Here is an 18,688-nt window from a genome sequence, read left to right on the forward strand (position 1 = left end):
AGTTAGAAACCTCAGAACCTTTGCCCCTTAGAACCTTAGAACCTTAAAAAAATGAAAATCCTCAAACTCATTCGATACAAAAACCTAATTATGCTTGCATTTATGCAGCTTTTATTTCGTTATGCCTTTTTAAAGCAACAGGATATTCCGCTTGCTTTGGCTGACTGGCAATACGGACTATTAGTATTAAGCACCGTATTGATAGCTGCTGCCGGTTATGTGATTAATAATATCTATGATGTTGCAACAGACAGTATCAATAAACCAAATGATGTTGTAATTGGAAAAGGAATTTCAGAAACTGCAGGTTATAATATTTATATTGTGTTGAACATTACGGGTGTTTCAATTGGTTTTTACCTTTCAAATATCATCATGAGGCCTGGTTTTGCTACACTTTTTATTCTAATTGCCTCATTGCTTTATTTTTATGCAACTTCATTAAAGCAAATCATGATTTTGGGTAATTTTATTGTTGCCTTATTATTGTCTTTTAGTGTTTTGATAATTGGAGTTTTTGATCTTTTTCCTGCCACGACGGTAGAAAATCGTGCACAAATGGCCAGTTTGTTTTCTATCTTAACAGATTATGCCTTATTTGCTTTTATGATTAATTTTATTCGCGAAATTATTAAAGATATTGAGGATGTAAATGGCGATTATAATCAGGGAATGAATACTTTGCCAATTGCTATCGGAAATAGCAGAGCTGCAAAAATTGCTTTAGGGCTTGCTGTCATTCCGTTTATTCTGACGTTGCTTTATATCGATAAATATTTTGTAGAAAATAACCTTTTGGTTGTAACTATTTATGCCTTTGCTTTCGTTTTGGCACCACTTTTATATTTTATCGTAAAAATATTTACTGCAAAATCTCAAAAGGATTTTCATCATTTGAGTACAGTTTTAAAGTTAATATTGCTTTTTGGAATCTTATCAATTTTGGTTATCACTTTAAATATCAAATACAATGCTTAAGGAAAAACTTAAAAAATATACTTTAATCCTGGCTTCAGGATCGCCGCGAAGACAACAGTTTTTCAAGGATCTGGATTTGGATTTTGAAATCAGACTAAAGGAGATTGAAGAAATATATCCACCTGAATTAAAAGCAGTTGAAATAACCGACTATCTGGCTGAATTAAAAGCAAATGCTTTTGAAGGAGAATTAAATCCAAATGAGATATTAATTACAAGCGACACCATTGTCTGGCATCAGGATAAAGCTTTGGGAAAACCTAAAAATGCTCAGGAAGCTTTTGAGATGATAAAATCAATGTCTGACCACACGCATGAAGTATTTACATCGGTTTGTTTTAAAACTGACTCTGCTTCTACCCTAATTAACGATGTAACAAAAGTTACTTTTAAGGATTTGTCTGATGAAGCCATCTGGTATTATATAGAAAATTACAAACCTTATGATAAAGCCGGTGCTTATGGCATTCAGGAATGGTTTGGTTTTATGGCAGTTACAAAAGTAGAAGGCTCTTATACCAATGTTATGGGACTTCCGACGGCTAAAGTTTACGAATATTTGAGTACTTTAGTGTAAAAAATAAATTATGTTTTCTTTTAAAGAATATAGTCAGGAAATATTAGCCACCATAATTCTTATTGTTGCCCTAGTATCTCTAAGAGTAATTGTGGCAAGATTAATTCGTGGGTTTGCCAAATCAAGTCATTTATTAGAACACCGTACCAATCTGGTAATCAAGTATATTCACATATTAATGAATATACTGGTGACTATTAGTCTAATTGTAATCTGGGGTGTAGACACCAAAGATATTTTTATAACGGTTTCTTCTATTGCTACTGTGATTGGTGTGGCAATGTTTGCGCAATGGTCTATTCTGAGCAATATTACTTCGGGAATGATTTTATTCTTTTCTTTTCCTTTTAAAATTGGTGATACGATTAAGATCCATGACAAGGATTTTCCAATTGAAGCTGAGATTGAAGATATTAGCGCTTTTCACGTAAATCTCAGAACAAGAGAAGGCGAAAGAATTATTTTTCCAAACAATTTATTACTTCAAAAAGGGATATCAATTATCCCAACTCCATACGAGGACAAAGAGTTTTTTGACTAACTGAATGGGAATTTTATAAACTAAAGCGGGAAACGTAAAACAATATTATTTAAATAAAGTATAATATTTGTTTTAACCAAACCCTTTATTTTAATTCCTTATAACAAATGACTCAAACAGTAAAATGGCCTTTTTATGCTAAACTCTCTTTGATTTTAGTAAGTTTAATATGTTTTGCTTTTATTTTCTGTATCGGAAAAGATATCCTTACGCCTGTATTAATGGCGTTTTTATTTGCCGTTTTGTTACTGCCTGTATTCACACTATTAAACTCAAAACTTAAGATCCCGAGGCATTTTGCAGCCCTTCTTTGTGTATTGCTTTTTGCTTCGTGCATTGTGGGTATTCTGGTGTTCATTTCTTACCAAGTAACCGATATGGCAAATGATTTTGAGACAATCAAGAAAAATGCAAATAGCTTTCTTATTGATATTCATAAGTATATAAAGGAAAATTTTAATGTAAGCATTGGAGAACAAAAAAAATATATAGATAATGTAACAAGAGACTCTGTTAAAAATGGACAGGCTACAATTGGTTCTTTTATAATATCGATAAGCGATCTTTTGTTAGATTGTACTATTATTCCGATTTATACGTTTTTGTTTCTGTTGTATAAGGATCACTTTATTTTATTTCTTGTAAAATTGATTAGTAAAGAAAATCATTCAGCATTAAAAGATATTTTGTCACAAATAAAGGTTTCTATCAATAATTATATCGTGAGTTTAATTCTGGAAATGATGGTTGTTTCAATCTTAACAAGTTTAGGACTTTGGATTATTGGCGTTAAATATTTTATCCTTTTGGGGCTTATTACCGGTATTTTAAACCTGATTCCATATATAGGAATAACAGCTGCCGGAGTTATAACAATTTTAGCTTCACTAACCGGATCTGCAGAAACTTCATTAATTATTGGAATTTTGATAGTGAATCTTATTGTGCAATTAATTGATAACAATTTGCTTGTCCCACTAATTATTAATTCTAAAGTAGAGATCAATGCCTTTGTATCTATTATGGGAATCATTATCGGCGGCTCAGCGGCAGGTATAGCAGGTATGTTTTTGGCAATTCCGCTTTTGGCAATTTTAAAAATTATTTTTGACAGGATAGAATCACTAGAACCCTGGGGTTATCTAATGGGAAATCATATGCCAAAAAGATTTATCTGGAGGATTAGAAAAGCAAAAATCGAAAGTTAAAAAGAATTATAATTATCAATATAATAAGTGTATATTCATACAAAAATAGCTTAAAAGTCAAAAATATATTTGAATGTTTCGAAAACTAAAAATAGTAATTTCTGTTTTGCTTTGCCTTTGTATACAAAGTGTTTGTGCACAAGTAGATAAACCAAAAAAAGAAACTAAAAAAGACAGTACAGAAGTTTATAAAAAAATTCAGAACTATTCTAAAAAGCGCAAATTCACAAAAGCATTACATAAATTACTTTTTAGGGCAAATAAACCAAAAAAGAAGGAAGCCGAAATTATAGAAAAAGATACTGCTGATTACAATGGCAAAATCATCAGAAAAATAAATATTGTGACACTGGACCCTTTTGGCCATTCGATTACAGATTCGACAGCGATGCCTCGAAACTGGGGAGAAAGAACGGGTAATAAACTACATTTAAAAACAAAAAAAATAGCCATCTATAATTTACTTTTATTTAAAAGGAATACACCATACGACTCTTATAAAGTACAGGAATCTGAGCGTCTTATACGTTCTCAGCGCTATGTCACAGCAGTAAAAATTTATAAAAAAGCAGTAAAAGAATCCGATTCTGTAGATGTTACAATCAGAGTGCTGGATTCCTGGAGTACCATTCCGAGATTTTCTATCTCCAGCAGCCGTGTTTCTGTCGGTTTTAAGGAGAAAGATTTCTTTGGAAGCGGACAACAGCTGGACTACCGTTTTACAAATCGTTTTGATGATGGTGCAAATGCCAATGATATAACGTATACTGTACCAAATATTACCAATACCTATATTAGCGCTACAGCAAAGTACAACGTAGATCTTGACAATAATTATAATAAAAGTATTGATTTTGAGCGTGCATTTTATTCGCCACTGACCAAATGGGCCGGAGGAATTTTGGTAGGTCAAAGCTTTAGAAGAGATAGTTTGCAAGGCCCGGATTTGTTATATAAATTTCAGCCTTTTAAGCATGATTATCAGGATTTTTGGTTAGGAAAAGCATCAAAAGTTTTTGAAGACGAAAATAACGGGGTTACCAATTTAATAGTCTCTGCAAGATTCCTTAATATTGATTTTAAAGAAAGTCCGTCGATTGAGTACGATCCTATAGATTTTTATTCCAGCGAAAAATTAATCCTGAGCGGTGTCGGCATCAATACCCGTAAGTTCGTTAAGGAAACTTATATTTTTAGAAATGGGCAGACAGAAGACGTTCCCATAGGAAGAATTTATGGTGTGACCTTTGGGTATCAGTACAAAAATACTTATTGGCGGCCTTATGTGGGAGCGCAGTTTTCTTTTGGAAATTATTACAAATTCGGTTTCTTAAGTATGAATTTTGAGGCAGGAACTTTTTTTCATCAGTCCAAAACATATCAGACTGCTTTTTTGTTTGAATCTAATTATTTTACAAAATTATATTCTATCGGCCGATGGAAATTAAGACAGTTTGTGAACCCTAAAGTTGTTTTGGGTATAAACCGTGCAGATGCACTTGCAGATGAACTGAACTTAAATGAACGAAACGGATTAGCCGGTTTTAATGCTGCGCTGTACGGAACAAACAAAATGATTTTGTCCCTGCAAACGCAAACCTATTCTCCTCATGTTCTCTGGGGATTTCGTATGAATCCATTTTTCAATTACTCCATTGGAGTCCTTGGAAGTTCGCACGATGCCATGCTTAGAAATAAAGCGTATTCAAAACTTACCTTAGGTTTATTAATCAGTAATGATTATTTGGTTTTCAGTTCCTTTCAGCTATCTCTGTCATATTACCCAAGTATTCCATTTCAGGGAGATAACGTAATCAAAACCAATACTTTTGAAACTACTGATTTTGGTTTACAGAGTTTTGAGCTTGCAAAACCAAGGATTGTAGAATATCGATGAGCTAAAAAACATGTTTGAATATTTGATTAATTTTGAAAAAAAAGACTTTTTTTTTCAAAATTAAAACACATTTGTAACCTTTTACAAATCAAATATTTCCATTGATTTACACACAAAATACATCGGCAAAATACATTGTTTACCCGTCGAAATACATTGTGGTTTTCATTTTTGGCACAGTATGTGAATACCGTTAATTAAGATTAAAATTAACATAAAAACAAAAAAAATGAAAACAGTTAAGATAGCAATCGCAGGTCTTTTTCTTTTGATTGCAAACGCCACGCAAGCCCAAGTATCTGTAAATGTAAACATTGGCTCACCTCCGGCCTGGGGTCCTGCCGGTTATGCAGAAATGGAATATTATTATTTACCAGACATTGAATCTTATTATGATGTCAGATCCTCGCAATTTATTTATTTTGGAGGAGGAAGATGGGTCAGAACAACTCGTTTACCAAGACAATACCGTAATTATGATTTATATGGAGGTTACAAAGTAGTTTTAACTGATTATCATGGAAGAACGCCTTACACTTATTTTGACAGACACAGAGTGAAATATTACAAAGGATATCATGGTGCACCTCAAAGACCTTACAGAGCGAGACCTGTTTATGGTTATAATGATCGTCATGATCATCATGATAAACACCATGGTAAACACCATAATAAACATCATGACAGAGACGACAGAGATGACAGGGACGATCATGGTCATGGTCACGGAAGAAGATAATACTAAAAAATTAATATAGAGAAGAGAGTATCAAAGTTATGATACTCTCTTTTTTTATGATTCTTCATCTTGTAATAGATATTGCGTTTTTAAGGAAAATATTTTTTTTAAATAAAAAATGAAAGTTACCCTATTTTAATATAAAAAAGTCTTATATTTGCATTGTATTTCTTACAATACTAATTTTTACTAAAAGAAAAAACGAAGAATAATAAACTATTCTTTCTAAATATAATAACATACAGAAAGACAAATAATTCTGTAATCCTAAGAATACCACTCTTAAAGAAAACTGTCCGATTTATTTCAGACAGTTTTTTTTTATGCTTTTAAAAAACATCACAAAACAGCCATTAACATTTTATTTGCATAATCTTCAAAAATATAATTAGTATTTTTGAAGCTCTTTCAAAATATTTAATTGCGCTATGCGAAAAATTCAGATACAAATTCTTTTTATTTTTTTAGCCGGAACTTCTGTTTCCTTTGCCCAACAACCACAAAAGCCAAATTCTGTTGAGATTTACAATCAGATTAAAAAGTTGAATTTTTTAGGCTCTGTTTTATATGTAGCAGCGCATCCGGATGATGAGAATACTCGTTTAATTTCTTATTTGGCAAATAATATGAATGCCAGAACCGGGTATTTATCCTTAACCCGTGGTGATGGAGGTCAAAACCTGATTGGTCCGCAATTGCGCGAACTTTTGGGTGTAATAAGAACTCAGGAACTAATTGAGGCCAGAAAAATTGATGGCGGTGAACAGTTTTTTTCACGTGCCAACGATTTTGGATTTTCAAAAAATCCTGATGAAACCCTAAAAATCTGGGATAAAGACAAAGTTCTTGCAGATGTTGTCTGGACTATCAGAAAATTTCAGCCGGATATAATAATCAATAGGTTTGACCATCGTTCTCCGGGAACAACTCACGGACACCATACATCCTCTGCTATGTTAAGTGTAGAGAGTTTTAATCTTACAAATGATCCTAAAATATATCCTGAACAATTAAAATATGTAAAACCATGGCAGGTAAAACGTCAATTTTTTAATCCGTCCTGGTGGTTTTACGGCAGTCAGGAAAAATTTGATGCCGCCAACAAATCAAAATTTACAAAATTAGAAACCGGTGTCTATTATACCGGAATCGGAAAATCGAATCAGGAAATTGCAGCCTTAAGCCGCAGCCGTCACCAGTCACAAGGTTTTGGAAGTACTGGCGTTCGTGGAAACGAAACTGAATATTTGGAATTAATTAATGGTGAAAAACCTGAAAATCGTGATGCCTTGTTTGATGGAATTGATACTACATGGAACCGCGTTAAAAACGGGAAACCTGTTGGAGAATTAATTTCTAAAATTATAACCAAATATGATTTCAGTAATCCTTCTGCAAGTATTCCTGATCTTGTAAAAGCCTATGCGTTGATTCAGTCTCTAGAAGACGATCATTGGAAAAATTTAAAATCGGCCGCAATAAAAAATATCATTGCTTCCTGCTCTGGTTTATATCTTGAAGCTGTAGCAAGTGAACAGGAAGTAACACCTGGAAGTACGCTACGATTAAGTCTGGAAGCCATTAACCGATCGGCTTCAGAAATGGTATTAACCAGCGTAACTACATTGCCGGATAATAAAAATACAGCTCAAAACATTGTCCTGAAAAACAATGACGATCAGAAAATAAACCTTCAGATTCAGCTCCCAAATACAATAGAATACACACAGCCTTATTGGCTGAAAGAAAAAACTACTGTTGGAATGTATACTGTATCTAATCAGGAAAATATAGGGATTCCGGATATAATCAGAGAAGTCAAAGTTATTTTTAATGTCAAAATTAATGGAATAGAAATTCCGTTTGAGCGCATCGTAGTATATAAATATAATGACGGCGTAAAAGGTGAAATGTATAATTTTCTTGATATCGTTCCCGAAGCAACCACTTCCATATTAGAAAAAGTTTTGATTTTTAAAGACACCAAAAGCAAAATGATACCGGTAAAAGTTCGTGCCGGAAAAGATGCCATAAAAGGAAACTTACAATTAGAGCTGCCAAAAGACTGGATGATTTCTCCAAAACAAATTCCATTTACCTTAGAGAAAAAAGGTATGGAACAGACTTTTTATTTTGAAGTTACCCCACCAGTTCAGCCAGAAGAAGCTGTAGCAAAAAGTATTGTGACGGTTGACAGTGAACATTTTGATAAAGATGTAACCGTTATAGATTATAGTCATATAACTAAACAAATAGTTTTAAAATCGGCCGAATCTAAATGCATTAGAATTGATTTGAGAACTTCAGGAGGCGCAATTGCTTACATTATGGGCGCTGGCGATGAAGTTCCGGAGAGCCTTACACAAATGGGATACAAAGTTAGTATCTTGAAACCAGAAGATATTACACCCGAAAAACTGGATTCTTTTAGTGCCGTGATTACCGGAATTCGTGCATATAATACTGTCAATGCGCTGGCAAACAAACAAAAAATACTTTTTGATTTTGTAAAAAGCGGAAAAAACATGATTGTACAGTACAATACTTTTGGCAGAACAGTAACAGATCAGATTGCGCCTTATCCGCTAAAGATTTCCAGTGATCGCGTAACGGAAGAAAATGCAAAAATTACTTTTCTGGCACCCAATCATCCAGTTCTGAACACACCAAATAAAATTAGTTCAAAAGACTTTGAAGGATGGACTCAGGAACAGGGTCTTTATTATCCAAACGAATATGATGCTGCCTTCACTCCTATTATATCATCACATGATAAAGGTGAATCGCCTAAAAACGGTGCTCTTTTAGTAGCGCCATACGGAAAAGGATATTACATTTACACAGGTTTAAGCTTTTTTAGAGAATTGCCAGAAGGTGTTGCCGGGGCTTATCGCCTGCTTTCTAATATAATTTCACTAAAGCAGCCTATAGAAGCTCCTAAACAGGAATTAAAAAAGTAATTATTCTCAATATGGAAGATAAAAAAACAAAAAAATGGAAGAAAAGCTATACCTACGTTTTGGTAGCAAACGCTGTTTACATTCTGATTTTTTTCTTAATCATGCAATTATACTCATAACCTATGCAACTATTTGATTGGATCGTACTGATTGTCACACTTTTATTTATTGTTGGATATGGTTCCTGGAAAACAAAAGGGAGTAAAAATGTCGAGGATTTTATTTTAGGCAGTAATGAAACTCCCTGGTACACTGTTGGTCTCTCTGTGATGGCGACTCAGGCGAGTGCAATTACGTTTTTGTCAACACCCGGGCAAGCCTATCATGACGGTATGGGATTTGTACAATTCTATTTCGGACTGCCAATTGCTATGGTTGTTATTTGTTTGACATTCATTCCCTTGTATCATAAAAGCAAAGTCTATACTGCTTATGAATTTCTTGAAAAACGCTTTGACATAAAAACCCGTTCTTTGGCAGCAATACTTTTTTTGGTGCAAAGAGGTTTAGGAACCGGACTTACCATTTATGCGCCGGCCATCATTTTGTCGGCACTTTTGGGCTGGAATTTGACGATCATGAATATTCTTATTGGTCTTTTAGTTATTATCTATACTTTCTCAGGAGGAACAAAAGCAGTAAACGTAACTCAAAAACAGCAAATGTTTGTCATTATGTCCGGGATGTTTATTACATTTTTTCTGATTTTGCATTATTTGCCAAATGATATGACTTTCTCAAGCGCTATGCATATTGCAGGTGCTAATGATAAAATGAATATTGTAGATTTTTCATTCGATCCTGAAGAAAAATATACTTTCTGGAGTGGAATAACGGGTGGATTTTTTCTGGCCCTCGCCTATTTTGGAACAGACCAGTCACAGGTTGGACGTTATTTATCAGGGAAATCAATTCGCGAAAGCCAGATGGGACTTATAATGAACGGACTTTTAAAAGTGCCGATGCAATTCTTTATTCTTCTTACCGGAGTTATGGTTTTTGTATTCTTTCAGTTTAATCCCGTTCCGTTAAATTTTAATCCGAATAATAAAATTGTAATTGAAAAATCACAGTTTAAAGCCGAATACCACGCTCTGGAAAAGAAACTGGTGACACTTTCTGAAGATAAAAAAGTAATTAATCTACTATATATAGACCAGCTCAATCAGGATTATGATAATCCGATTTTAAGAAAAGAACTGGTTGCATTATCAAACAAGGAAAAGGATTTACGAGATCGTGCCAAGGAAATTATTAATAAAGCCGACAGCAACAGTGAAACCAATGATAAGGATTATGTGTTTTTTCATTTTATCCTTCACTATTTACCAAGAGGACTTATCGGATTATTGCTGGCCGTAATTATTTCTGCAGCAATGTCATCAACCGCTTCGGGATTAAATGCGCTTGCTTCTACGACAGCTATTGACATTTATAAACGAAACCTGAAAACCGAAAAATCTGAGAGGCATTACTTAAATGCAACAAAATTTTTCACGCTTTTTTGGGGAATTATAGCAATATTATTTGCCTGCGTAGGAACTTTGTTTGAAAATTTAATTCAATTGGTAAACATTATTGGTTCTATTTTTTACGGAACTGTTTTGGGAATCTTTCTGGTTGGATTTTATTTGCGTCGTGTTGGTGCCAAATCTATGTTTATCAGCGCTATCATAAGTCAGCTTACCATTTTTGTGATTTATTACTTTATGATTTACAGCCAGGAAAAACTAGGTTATTTATGGCTTAATTTTATTGGTGCGATGTTGACAATTGTATTGTCTTTATTGTTACAGTTCCTGTTTTTTAGAAGAGACAAAGAAAAAGATATCGTAGAAATTATTTAAATGAAAAAAATTATAAAGCATTTAAAGAATGTAATATTTTTCTATTCCTCATTTTCTGGAAAAGCAGGAAGAGGAGAATTCATAATTTATTCGGCAATAGCAACATTACTGGGATTTTTAGCTTTAAACTTGCATAAAAATATTAATTTGAATAATGAAAAAGTACTTAATTTTTTTTATATCTGTTTTATTATCCTGTTTGCATTCATACCATACCAGGCGGCAACTGCCCGTAGATTGAATGATATAGGGATTAAACCGAGTTGGATAATTTTAAATTTTATTCCTATCATCGGAACGTTATTTAAAATATATTTATGTTTTGAAAATAGAAAAAAACAAACCAACTAGTTTTACTGATATGAATTCTTCTAAAATGTGCTATAAATCTATATTTGAATTTAAGAAAATACTTTTAAAATTTGTTTATACATTACTTCTGTTAATTTGTGTTCAGGTTCAGGCTCAAGCGACTAAAGACGTGACATACGAAAACAATTCAATTGCAATGCAGCTGTATACTAAATGTTTTGATAATTTAAATCAGGGAGCTGCAATATTTGAAAAATACCCCACTTTTAAAAGTACAACGTTTTGCTCATTAATGAATTGCATGATGCTATTATCATATAAGGAAAAAGATATTCAGCTGGCAGCAGAAGAAAGATTAAAAGAAATCTCAACTCAACTTTACAAAGAAGGTAATCCTGTTTGTTTATTGATGGGCTTAGAAAGTAATTTAATTGTTGAGGAGAAAAACAGGAATTTGAATGATGATAATCATCTGGTTTATATAAATTTTGCTGATTGTATAGCACCTGATTTTTTGAACAAAGGAGCGGAAATTATAAATAATCAAACAAATTTATTAATCAATAATAATTAAGATTGTCATTTCTCCTTTATCAAAACGGCATATTTACTGCTTTTTTGAGATATAATAGTTAAGTAAACATTCTCATTAACTGATTTAAAAATCTTTATCTTTGAGTAACTAACTATTTTCTCAATAATGCATCGCTATGAAAGATCAAAAAAAATACAGCAACAAAACCAAAGCTGCTTTTGTTTTGCTTATTGTGATGCTAATTATTCTTTTGGGCAATTTTAATACATTGCAAAACTCCAAAAAAGTCAATGAGAATATAAATGCTATTTACAACGACCGTTTGGTAGTTTCACAATACATTTTTCAATATTCAAAGCAACTTCATTTTATAAAAGCTGAAGCTGAAAAGCTTGATTTGAGTGATAATATTAAGAAAAACGAAATCATCCATACCCTTGATATTATTCATACCATTGATGATTTGTATGCTAAGACCGTACTGACAAATAAGGAAAAACAATACTTTGATGCCTTTTTGAGTTCTTGCAAAGAAATAAACAAAAAGGTTTCGGATAAAAACTGGAGCAGAATAGCCAGTGCAAGTAATGAAGCGTTAAAAACACTGGAATCCTTATCTCATATTCAAATTGAAGAAGGAAAATCGAAGCTGGCAACTGCTAATGCTATGTACAGTAAAAACAACAGTTTAGGGCAGCTTCAGATTGCTTTGCTTATTATTTTAGGCGGTATTACTTTCTATTTACTGATCGTAAAGAAAGTAAAAAGATCAATTAAGATTCCAGAACCGCCATCTATGAATTAACAAAATCTATAACAGAATTTGTTATCTCAGTTTTCTTTCTTCTTCTTTAATTGAAAGATCATTTATGCTGGCAAATCTTTTTTGCATTAAACCATTAGAATCAAATTCCCAGTTTTCATTACCGTAGGCCCTAAACCAGTTTCCTTCAACATCCTGATATTCATATTCAAATCGAACTGCTATCCTGTTTTCAGTATGTGCCCAATATTCTTTTTTAAGCTTGTAATTTCTTTCTTTTTCCCATTTTTGGGTCAGAAATTCGACAATCTCTTCCCTTCCATTTACAAACTGATTTCTGTTTCTCCATTCGCTGTCTCTGGTATAGGCTTTAGAAACGCGTTCCGGATCCTGACTGTTCCAGGCATCTTCTGCTAATTGAATTTTTTCTATTGCTGTTTCATACGTAAACGGTGGCAATGGCAGTTTTTGTTCCATAATTATAAAATTAGAGTTTGAATAATTCTTTTTGTTTTTTCAATAAGTTCATTTGATTTGAACAGCTGGCTTTCGATAATACAGCTTTCAAAAAGTAAATACACATGATCTGATAAAAGATTATCTTTTAAAATTTCTGAAAAGTATGCACGCAGATCAGCTTTATGACTTTGAATTACACTCATAATTTTTACATTATCTGATTGAATTTCTGATAAAATATTCAGAAAACTGCAGCCTCTGAAATTTTCATTTTTATTCATAAAAATTAAAAAATCAAAAGAAGCCAAAACCTTTGATTTTAAATCCTCTTCATTAGCTGTGAATTTTTGCAGTTGCTCAAACCAAAATAAATGGCGCTGTTGTAAAAAAGCAACACACAAATCTTCTTTGGATTTAAAATGCTGATAAAAACTTGCTTTAGCCACTTTGGCCTCTTCAATAATTTGATTAATACCAGTAGCATTGTAACCTTGTTTATGAAATAATGTAAAAGTTTTTTCTAAAATTCTTTCTTTTGGCAGCATACTCATAATCATTTATTTCAACAAATATAGTATTATTTTTCAAAACAAACAGACAGGTCTGTCTATTTAATTATTTTTATTTAAATGTTTAAGTAAAAAGCAAAAAAAAATTCCAAAGCCATAAGCTTTGGAATCTTGATTTTTATTGAAACTTAAAACCTTATCTGCTCCACTCAGCGATACTGTCTCTGTTCATTTTTACATAATCCTGGTTGTTTGCGGCTTCAGCAGCAGCTAATGAAATTTTTGCGGTTTCAATTGCTCCTTTTTTGTCACCTTGTTTTGCCTGAATCAAAGATTTTAATCTTGAAACATAATAAGGCTTGTCAACACTCATATCCAAAGCTTTGTCGATATAAGTTCTGGCGTCTTCAATGTTTCCGTTTGACTGGAACACGTATTGAGATGCAGCAAAATAGTCATTCCACGTTGGTCCGGCCAATGTTTTTTCAATACTTGCCGTAGCCGTTTTTGCAGTCGGAACTTCAAATTTCAAAGCAACGTGTGAGTTTTCCCATGCAATTTCAAGAAAAGCAAAATTAGGATCCAGACCATTAATACCGATTGTAAAAGACTCAACCGGGGTTGGTAATGCATTTTCTTTTACAGTAGTTCTCAAAGCAACATAGGCATCGTTCCATTTTTCAGGTAATCCCCAGTTGTCTGTAGAAAGATAAAATATGATTTCCCAGCTTTCGATTTTAGGAATTGTATAGATTGCATATTTTCCTTTTTTTAATGTTTTACCATCAATCACGACATCATCGCCAAAATTAATGATAGTATTTTCGTTAGCTCCGGTTCTCCACAGTTTACCAAACGGAACTAAGTTTCCGAATACTGCTCTGCCTCGTGCGCCCGGTCTAGAGTAAGTAACTTCTACATCAGTTAACCCAACCGTTTGTTTGATATACGCTTTTGGACTTGCTTGTGGTGTTTTTACCTGTGCTTCAGAAGCAAAAGGTGCCAATATGATGGCTAATGCAATAATTATTTTTTTCATCAGAATTAAGTTTATTTTGTTTTGCTCAAATTTACAAATTCAATAAGGGAACGAATGTTAAATTTAATATAATTCAGGGCTGCAGCTGTGATATTTTTTGTGTATTTAATTCATTAAAATGATTAATTACCAAATCGGCATTTGATAAATCCTGCATTTTAGAATTTTGGCTGTTATATCCTACACAAAACAAACCAGCCGCTTTTGCTGCCTTCACACCATTAGTGCTGTCTTCTATTACAATGCAGTTTTCTTTTGGTGCGACTGATAATGAGGCAGCATGAAGAAATATTGCCGGGTCCGGTTTTGATTGTGGAAAATCTTCACCACTCACAATATGTGAAAAATACTGATGCAGACCGAATCTGGTAAAAACACGTTCAATGGTAACTTTTGAAGCAGAAGAAGCTAATATTAACTGAATTCCGTTTGCGTATAAATCTTTTATCAAATCTTCGACACCTTCCAGCAGATACAAATCTTCTTTGGTATCAAAAGCATCATTAAATATATTTCTTTTTCTTTGAATAAGATCTTCTATTTCATGTTCTATCGCAGAAAAATGTCCTTTCAGTGTTTGAAATGTATTTCTGGTAGATAAACCGGTAAAAGAAGTGTACATTTCTTCGGGAACTTCAATATTCAACTCCGAAAATTGTTTGTAATAAGCATAACGGTGAACGGGTTCTGTATCTACAATAACACCATCCATATCAAAAATTACTGTTTTAATCATTTTTTTTTTAGGTTCTGAGGTTCTGAGTGGTCTAAGGTTCTAAGGTTTTGTTGCAAGTTCTCTATTAAGCTTTGTCAAAGTTTTTAACTTTGACAAAGCACTTTAAGTAAACCTTAGCAACTTAGAACCTCAGTATCTTAGCACCTCTATTTTTTAATTAAATATCTAATTACTGTTTCAGCTGCATGCAGACCGAATAGCCCCGGCATATAACTGTTGGTTCCGTAAAATGATTTTTTGTAATTTTTACCATCTGTTAATTTCAAACTTTTTTCATCCTGGATTTCCGAAGAAAATACTACTTTCAGTTTGTTGATTTTAAGTTCTCTTAAACGTTTACGGATTGTTTTAGAAAAATAACAGTTTATAGTTTTAGAAATATCGGCAACTTTTACTTTAGAGGCCAGCATTTTTCCGCCTGCTCCCATACTGCTGATAATTTTTACCCTCTGACGTTTTGCTCCCATAATCAAATTTAATTTTGGAGTAATGCTGTCAATACAATCCAAAACGTAATCAAAATCCGGAGTAACAATTTCAAAAGCGCGTTCAGGCGACAGGAATTCCTGTATACGGGTTAATTTTAATTCCGGATTAATATCCATCAGGCGGTCACCAACAATCGTAATTTTTGGCTGGCCAACTGTAGAATGCAAAGCCGGCAATTGTCTGTTTATATTGGTAATATCAACCACATCACCATCTACAATAGTCATATTTCCTACTCCCGCTCTGGCCAAAAATTCAGCTGCAAATGATCCTACCCCACCCAAACCAACTACCAAAACGTTTGAATTCTGCAGGTTATTTAATCCTTCTTTAGTAAATAAAAGTTCGGCTCTTTCTGTCCACTCTGCCATATCTATAATTTTAAATTTGTTTTTGTATCAGGTTTTAAATTATTCAAAAACACTTTTATAATTGCTTGAAATAATCTCCTGTAATTCTTTAATATTTATATTTTTATATTCTGAAGCCAAATTATAAACCTGTTCAATTGTTTCTTCTATTGTATCGGTTTCCAGAAAAAAACGATCATCGGGAACTTGCTCAAAAACGGTTTTTAGTTCTGGGTTTCTCAGTAAATATTTTCCAAACGAAAGATAAAATCCTTCTTTGATAAGCTGGCCGGCAACCTGATCATTTTTAGAAAAACCATGAATAATCATCGGAACCGAAATTTTCATCTTTTTTTTGATGGCAATTACTTCCTGAAAAGCAGCAACGCAATGAATTACTACTGGCTTTTTGTATTTTTCGGCCAAAATCAATTGTTTCTCAAAAACAGAAATCTGTAACTCCAACTGCACTTCAATTCTTTTATCCAGACCACATTCCCCAATTGCAAGACAATTTTCTGTTTGTAACTTATCTTCTATAATTTTCAGGTCATCATCAATTCTGTCTTCTGTTATATACCAAGGATGAATTCCGATTGAATAAAACGGGATCGAAGCCTCAAAATCTTGTGGATATTGGTTCACCAGTTCCAAAACATTCGGCTGGTTTGTCGTTTGATGTGTATGAAAATTAAAGAATTCCATTAATGAAACGCTTTTACTCCGGCCTTGATCTCAACTTTCAGGTCGTTTTCTAAAGGAACAAGTGGACATGAATATTTGTGATTATAAGCACAATACGGATTATAAGCCTGATTAAAATCAATTGCAATCGTATTCCCTTTTGGAATTTTCAAATCGATATACTTACCGCCTATATAACTTTCTTTTCCGCTGGTAAGATCAGAAAAGGGCAAAAATAAATGGTCCTTATATTCTTTCTGTTTAGAAAGTTCAATATTTTGGTAAACATTCAATTGACAAGCTGTTCCGTTTATTTTAAAATATACAGTTCCGTATTTAATATATTTTGGAGTTCTTGTTCCGGTGGTTTTCATTTCAAAAACCTTTTCGTTTTGGGCTTTTACAAATTTTGCATTGACAAAATATTTACCATCTATGGGATAAAAGTCCAGAGATTTAAATGATTTTAAATCTTCTTCCATTAACGGACTTGTCTTAGCATCAGCATATTCTGCATTTATTGTTTTCTGAAATTTTTGAGTCTCACTTTTATTAAACTTATTTTGGCTAAAGCCTAAAGCAAAAGTTATTAAGAAAACTATCGTGCCTATATTTTTCATGTTCTGGATTTTATGCAAAAATAGTTTAAAACTAACAAAGCAGCAACGGCTCAAAGTGACAAAGTTTTCTAACTTTGTTGCAAATAACCGGAATTTATAATGCTCAAGACTGCTTATACCCAATACATAAATAATTTCAGAGGATTTTCAAGAGAAATCTGGATACTTACACTTGTCACATTTATCAATCGTGCCGGAACAATGGTACTTCCTTTTTTGTCTAAATATCTAAATGAAGATCTTCATTTTAGTTATGGTGATGTAAGCTGGATAATGGTTTCTTTTGGCTTAGGATCAATGTTGGGTTCCTGGCTGGGCGGCAAACTTTCAGATAAAATTGGTTTTTATAAAATCATGATTTTCAGTTTGTTTACCAGCGGTGTTTTGCTCTTTTTCATTCAGTATATAACTTCTTTCTGGGGACTTTGTATTGGCATGTTTGTTTTAATGGTTATTGCCGATATGTTTCGACCAGCCATGTTTGTATCGTTGGGAGCGTATGCCAAACCCGAAAACAGAACCCGTGCCCTGACATTAGTTCGGTTAGCAGTAAATTTGGGTTTTGCGGCCGGACCTGCTTTTGGCGGACTGATTATTATGGGAATTGGTTATAAAGGTCTTTTTTGGGTTGATGGTGCTTCGTGCATTATTTCTATTTTAATTTTTGCCTTATTAGTTAAGGAAAAGAAAAAAGCAGTTCATGGCGATAAAATGGAAATTCCGGCAGAAATAAAATCGGTTTTTCATGATAAGATATTTTGGGTTTTCTTATTTGTGAGTTTTGTAACGGCAATGATTTTCTTTCAACTCTTTACAACATTACCGTTATACCATTTTAAGAAGTTTGGTTTAAGCGAGTTTCAAACGGGATTATTAATGACTTTAAACGGACTTTTAATTTTTTCGCTGGAAATGCCAACAGTTGGTTTTATGGAAAGAAAAGGTTTTCCTAAAATCAGGATCATTATTCTGGGTTCATTTATAATGGCATTAAGTTTCTTTTTATTACTGATTAATGTTTGGGCCGGAATCTTAGTGATTAGCATGATTTGTATTTCGATTGGAGAAATTCTAACATTTCCTTTTTCGAATGCTTTTGCATTGAGCCGTGCACCGCGTGGCCAGGAAGGCCGTTATATGGCGCTTTATACCATGAGTTTTAGTCTGGCTCATATTATAAGTACAAAAGTTGGTTTAGAAATCATAGAAGGATATGGCTATCAGGTCAACTGGTTCTTCATGGCTTCGATCGGAGTTTTTGCAACGCTTTGTTGCTTTTGGATCAAAAATGCATTAGTTCGGGAAAGAGTTTCTTAAAATCTAATTATTTTATAAAATATTCATTTTCAATTTATTAACTTTAAATTGAAATATTTCCCTATGCCCAAAACTGATTCTAAACGTAAATTTTAGTTAAATAACTATTTTTATAGTTGCGTAACTAA

19 protein-coding genes are annotated in these 18,688 nt (G+C 33.1%); 12 read left to right on the plus strand and 7 right to left on the minus strand.

Annotated features, from left to right (window positions below; genetic code table 11):
• Window positions 1-51 precede the first annotated feature (51 nt).
• The 11 genes from JOD96_RS15570 (at window position 52) to JOD96_RS15620 (ending at window position 12,399) form a co-directional block, all read left to right on the plus strand.
• Window positions 52-978 (plus strand): geranylgeranylglycerol-phosphate geranylgeranyltransferase, encoded by a 927-nt coding sequence (locus tag JOD96_RS15570; protein WP_209565154.1) that lies wholly within the window; start codon window positions 52-54, stop codon window positions 976-978.
• The gene (locus JOD96_RS15575; protein ID WP_209565155.1) at window positions 971-1,555 is read left to right on the plus strand and encodes a Maf-like protein; all 585 of its coding nucleotides are present in this window, start codon (window positions 971-973) and stop codon (window positions 1,553-1,555) included. Before JOD96_RS15570 ends, JOD96_RS15575 begins: the two co-directional genes overlap by 8 nt.
• Window positions 1,556-1,565: 10 nt before the next feature.
• The gene (locus tag JOD96_RS15580; protein WP_209565156.1) at window positions 1,566-2,096 is read left to right on the plus strand and encodes a mechanosensitive ion channel domain-containing protein; all 531 of its coding nucleotides are present in this window, start codon (window positions 1,566-1,568) and stop codon (window positions 2,094-2,096) included.
• 107 nt (window positions 2,097-2,203) lie between these two features.
• Entirely contained in the window at window positions 2,204-3,304 is a 1,101-nt protein-coding gene (locus JOD96_RS15585; protein WP_209565157.1) for an AI-2E family transporter, read from the plus strand.
• A 73-nt stretch (window positions 3,305-3,377) separates the two neighbouring features.
• On the plus strand, window positions 3,378-5,201 hold the full coding sequence (locus tag JOD96_RS15590; protein ID WP_209565158.1) for a hypothetical protein: 1,824 nt from the start codon (window positions 3,378-3,380) through the stop codon (window positions 5,199-5,201).
• Window positions 5,202-5,430: 229 nt separating this feature from the next.
• Window positions 5,431-5,940: a hypothetical protein gene (locus JOD96_RS15595; protein ID WP_209565159.1), complete on the plus strand. Its 510-nt coding sequence runs from the start codon at window positions 5,431-5,433 to the stop codon at window positions 5,938-5,940.
• A gap of 428 nt (window positions 5,941-6,368) precedes the next feature.
• The gene (locus JOD96_RS15600) at window positions 6,369-8,900 is read left to right on the plus strand and encodes a PIG-L family deacetylase (RefSeq protein WP_209565160.1); all 2,532 of its coding nucleotides are present in this window, start codon (window positions 6,369-6,371) and stop codon (window positions 8,898-8,900) included.
• A gap of 122 nt (window positions 8,901-9,022) precedes the next feature.
• Window positions 9,023-10,747, plus strand: a complete 1,725-nt coding sequence (locus JOD96_RS15605; protein WP_209565161.1) for a sodium:solute symporter — start codon at window positions 9,023-9,025, stop codon at window positions 10,745-10,747.
• Complete coding sequence (locus JOD96_RS15610; RefSeq protein WP_209565162.1) at window positions 10,748-11,098, plus strand: DUF805 domain-containing protein; 351 nt, start codon at window positions 10,748-10,750, stop codon at window positions 11,096-11,098.
• A complete protein-coding gene (locus JOD96_RS15615) occupies window positions 11,070-11,633 on the plus strand; it encodes a hypothetical protein (RefSeq protein ID WP_209565163.1) in 564 nt (187 codons plus the stop codon). The genes JOD96_RS15610 and JOD96_RS15615 overlap by 29 nt, the downstream gene beginning before the upstream one ends.
• 136 nt (window positions 11,634-11,769) lie before the next feature.
• Window positions 11,770-12,399 (plus strand): MCP four helix bundle domain-containing protein, encoded by a 630-nt coding sequence (locus JOD96_RS15620; RefSeq protein WP_209565164.1) that lies wholly within the window; start codon window positions 11,770-11,772, stop codon window positions 12,397-12,399.
• A 21-nt stretch (window positions 12,400-12,420) separates the two neighbouring features.
• On the opposite strand, the gene JOD96_RS15625 is transcribed toward JOD96_RS15620, so the two are convergent.
• The 7 genes from JOD96_RS15625 to JOD96_RS15655 form a co-directional block, all read right to left on the minus strand.
• A complete protein-coding gene (locus JOD96_RS15625) occupies window positions 12,421-12,834 on the minus strand; it encodes a nuclear transport factor 2 family protein (protein WP_209565165.1) in 414 nt (137 codons plus the stop codon).
• A gap of 2 nt (window positions 12,835-12,836) precedes the next feature.
• On the minus strand, window positions 12,837-13,361 hold the full coding sequence (locus JOD96_RS15630) for a TetR/AcrR family transcriptional regulator (RefSeq protein WP_209565203.1): 525 nt from the start codon (window positions 13,359-13,361) through the stop codon (window positions 12,837-12,839).
• 160 nt (window positions 13,362-13,521) lie between these two features.
• A complete protein-coding gene (locus JOD96_RS15635; RefSeq protein WP_209565166.1) occupies window positions 13,522-14,364 on the minus strand; it encodes a DUF2911 domain-containing protein in 843 nt (280 codons plus the stop codon).
• Between the two features lie 73 nt (window positions 14,365-14,437).
• On the minus strand, window positions 14,438-15,100 hold the full coding sequence (locus JOD96_RS15640; protein WP_209565167.1) for an HAD family hydrolase: 663 nt from the start codon (window positions 15,098-15,100) through the stop codon (window positions 14,438-14,440).
• 146 nt (window positions 15,101-15,246) lie between these two features.
• Window positions 15,247-15,960, minus strand: a complete 714-nt coding sequence (locus tag JOD96_RS15645) for a ThiF family adenylyltransferase (RefSeq protein ID WP_209565168.1) — start codon at window positions 15,958-15,960, stop codon at window positions 15,247-15,249.
• 39 nt (window positions 15,961-15,999) lie between these two features.
• A complete protein-coding gene (locus tag JOD96_RS15650) occupies window positions 16,000-16,644 on the minus strand; it encodes a TatD family hydrolase (protein WP_209565169.1) in 645 nt (214 codons plus the stop codon).
• Window positions 16,644-17,243, minus strand: coding sequence for a DUF1684 domain-containing protein (locus JOD96_RS15655; protein WP_209565170.1), 600 nt, complete (start codon window positions 17,241-17,243; stop codon window positions 16,644-16,646). Before JOD96_RS15655 ends, JOD96_RS15650 begins: the two co-directional genes overlap by 1 nt.
• Before the next feature lie 99 nt (window positions 17,244-17,342).
• Between JOD96_RS15655 and JOD96_RS15660 the strand changes: the two genes are divergently transcribed.
• Window positions 17,343-18,560, plus strand: a complete 1,218-nt coding sequence (locus JOD96_RS15660) for an MDR family MFS transporter (protein WP_209565171.1) — start codon at window positions 17,343-17,345, stop codon at window positions 18,558-18,560.
• The last annotated feature ends 128 nt before the right edge of the window (window positions 18,561-18,688 follow it).

Source organism: Flavobacterium sp. 1355, assembly GCF_017833415.1.
In the GTDB taxonomy this organism is placed as follows: Bacteria; Bacteroidota; Bacteroidia; order Flavobacteriales; family Flavobacteriaceae; genus Flavobacterium.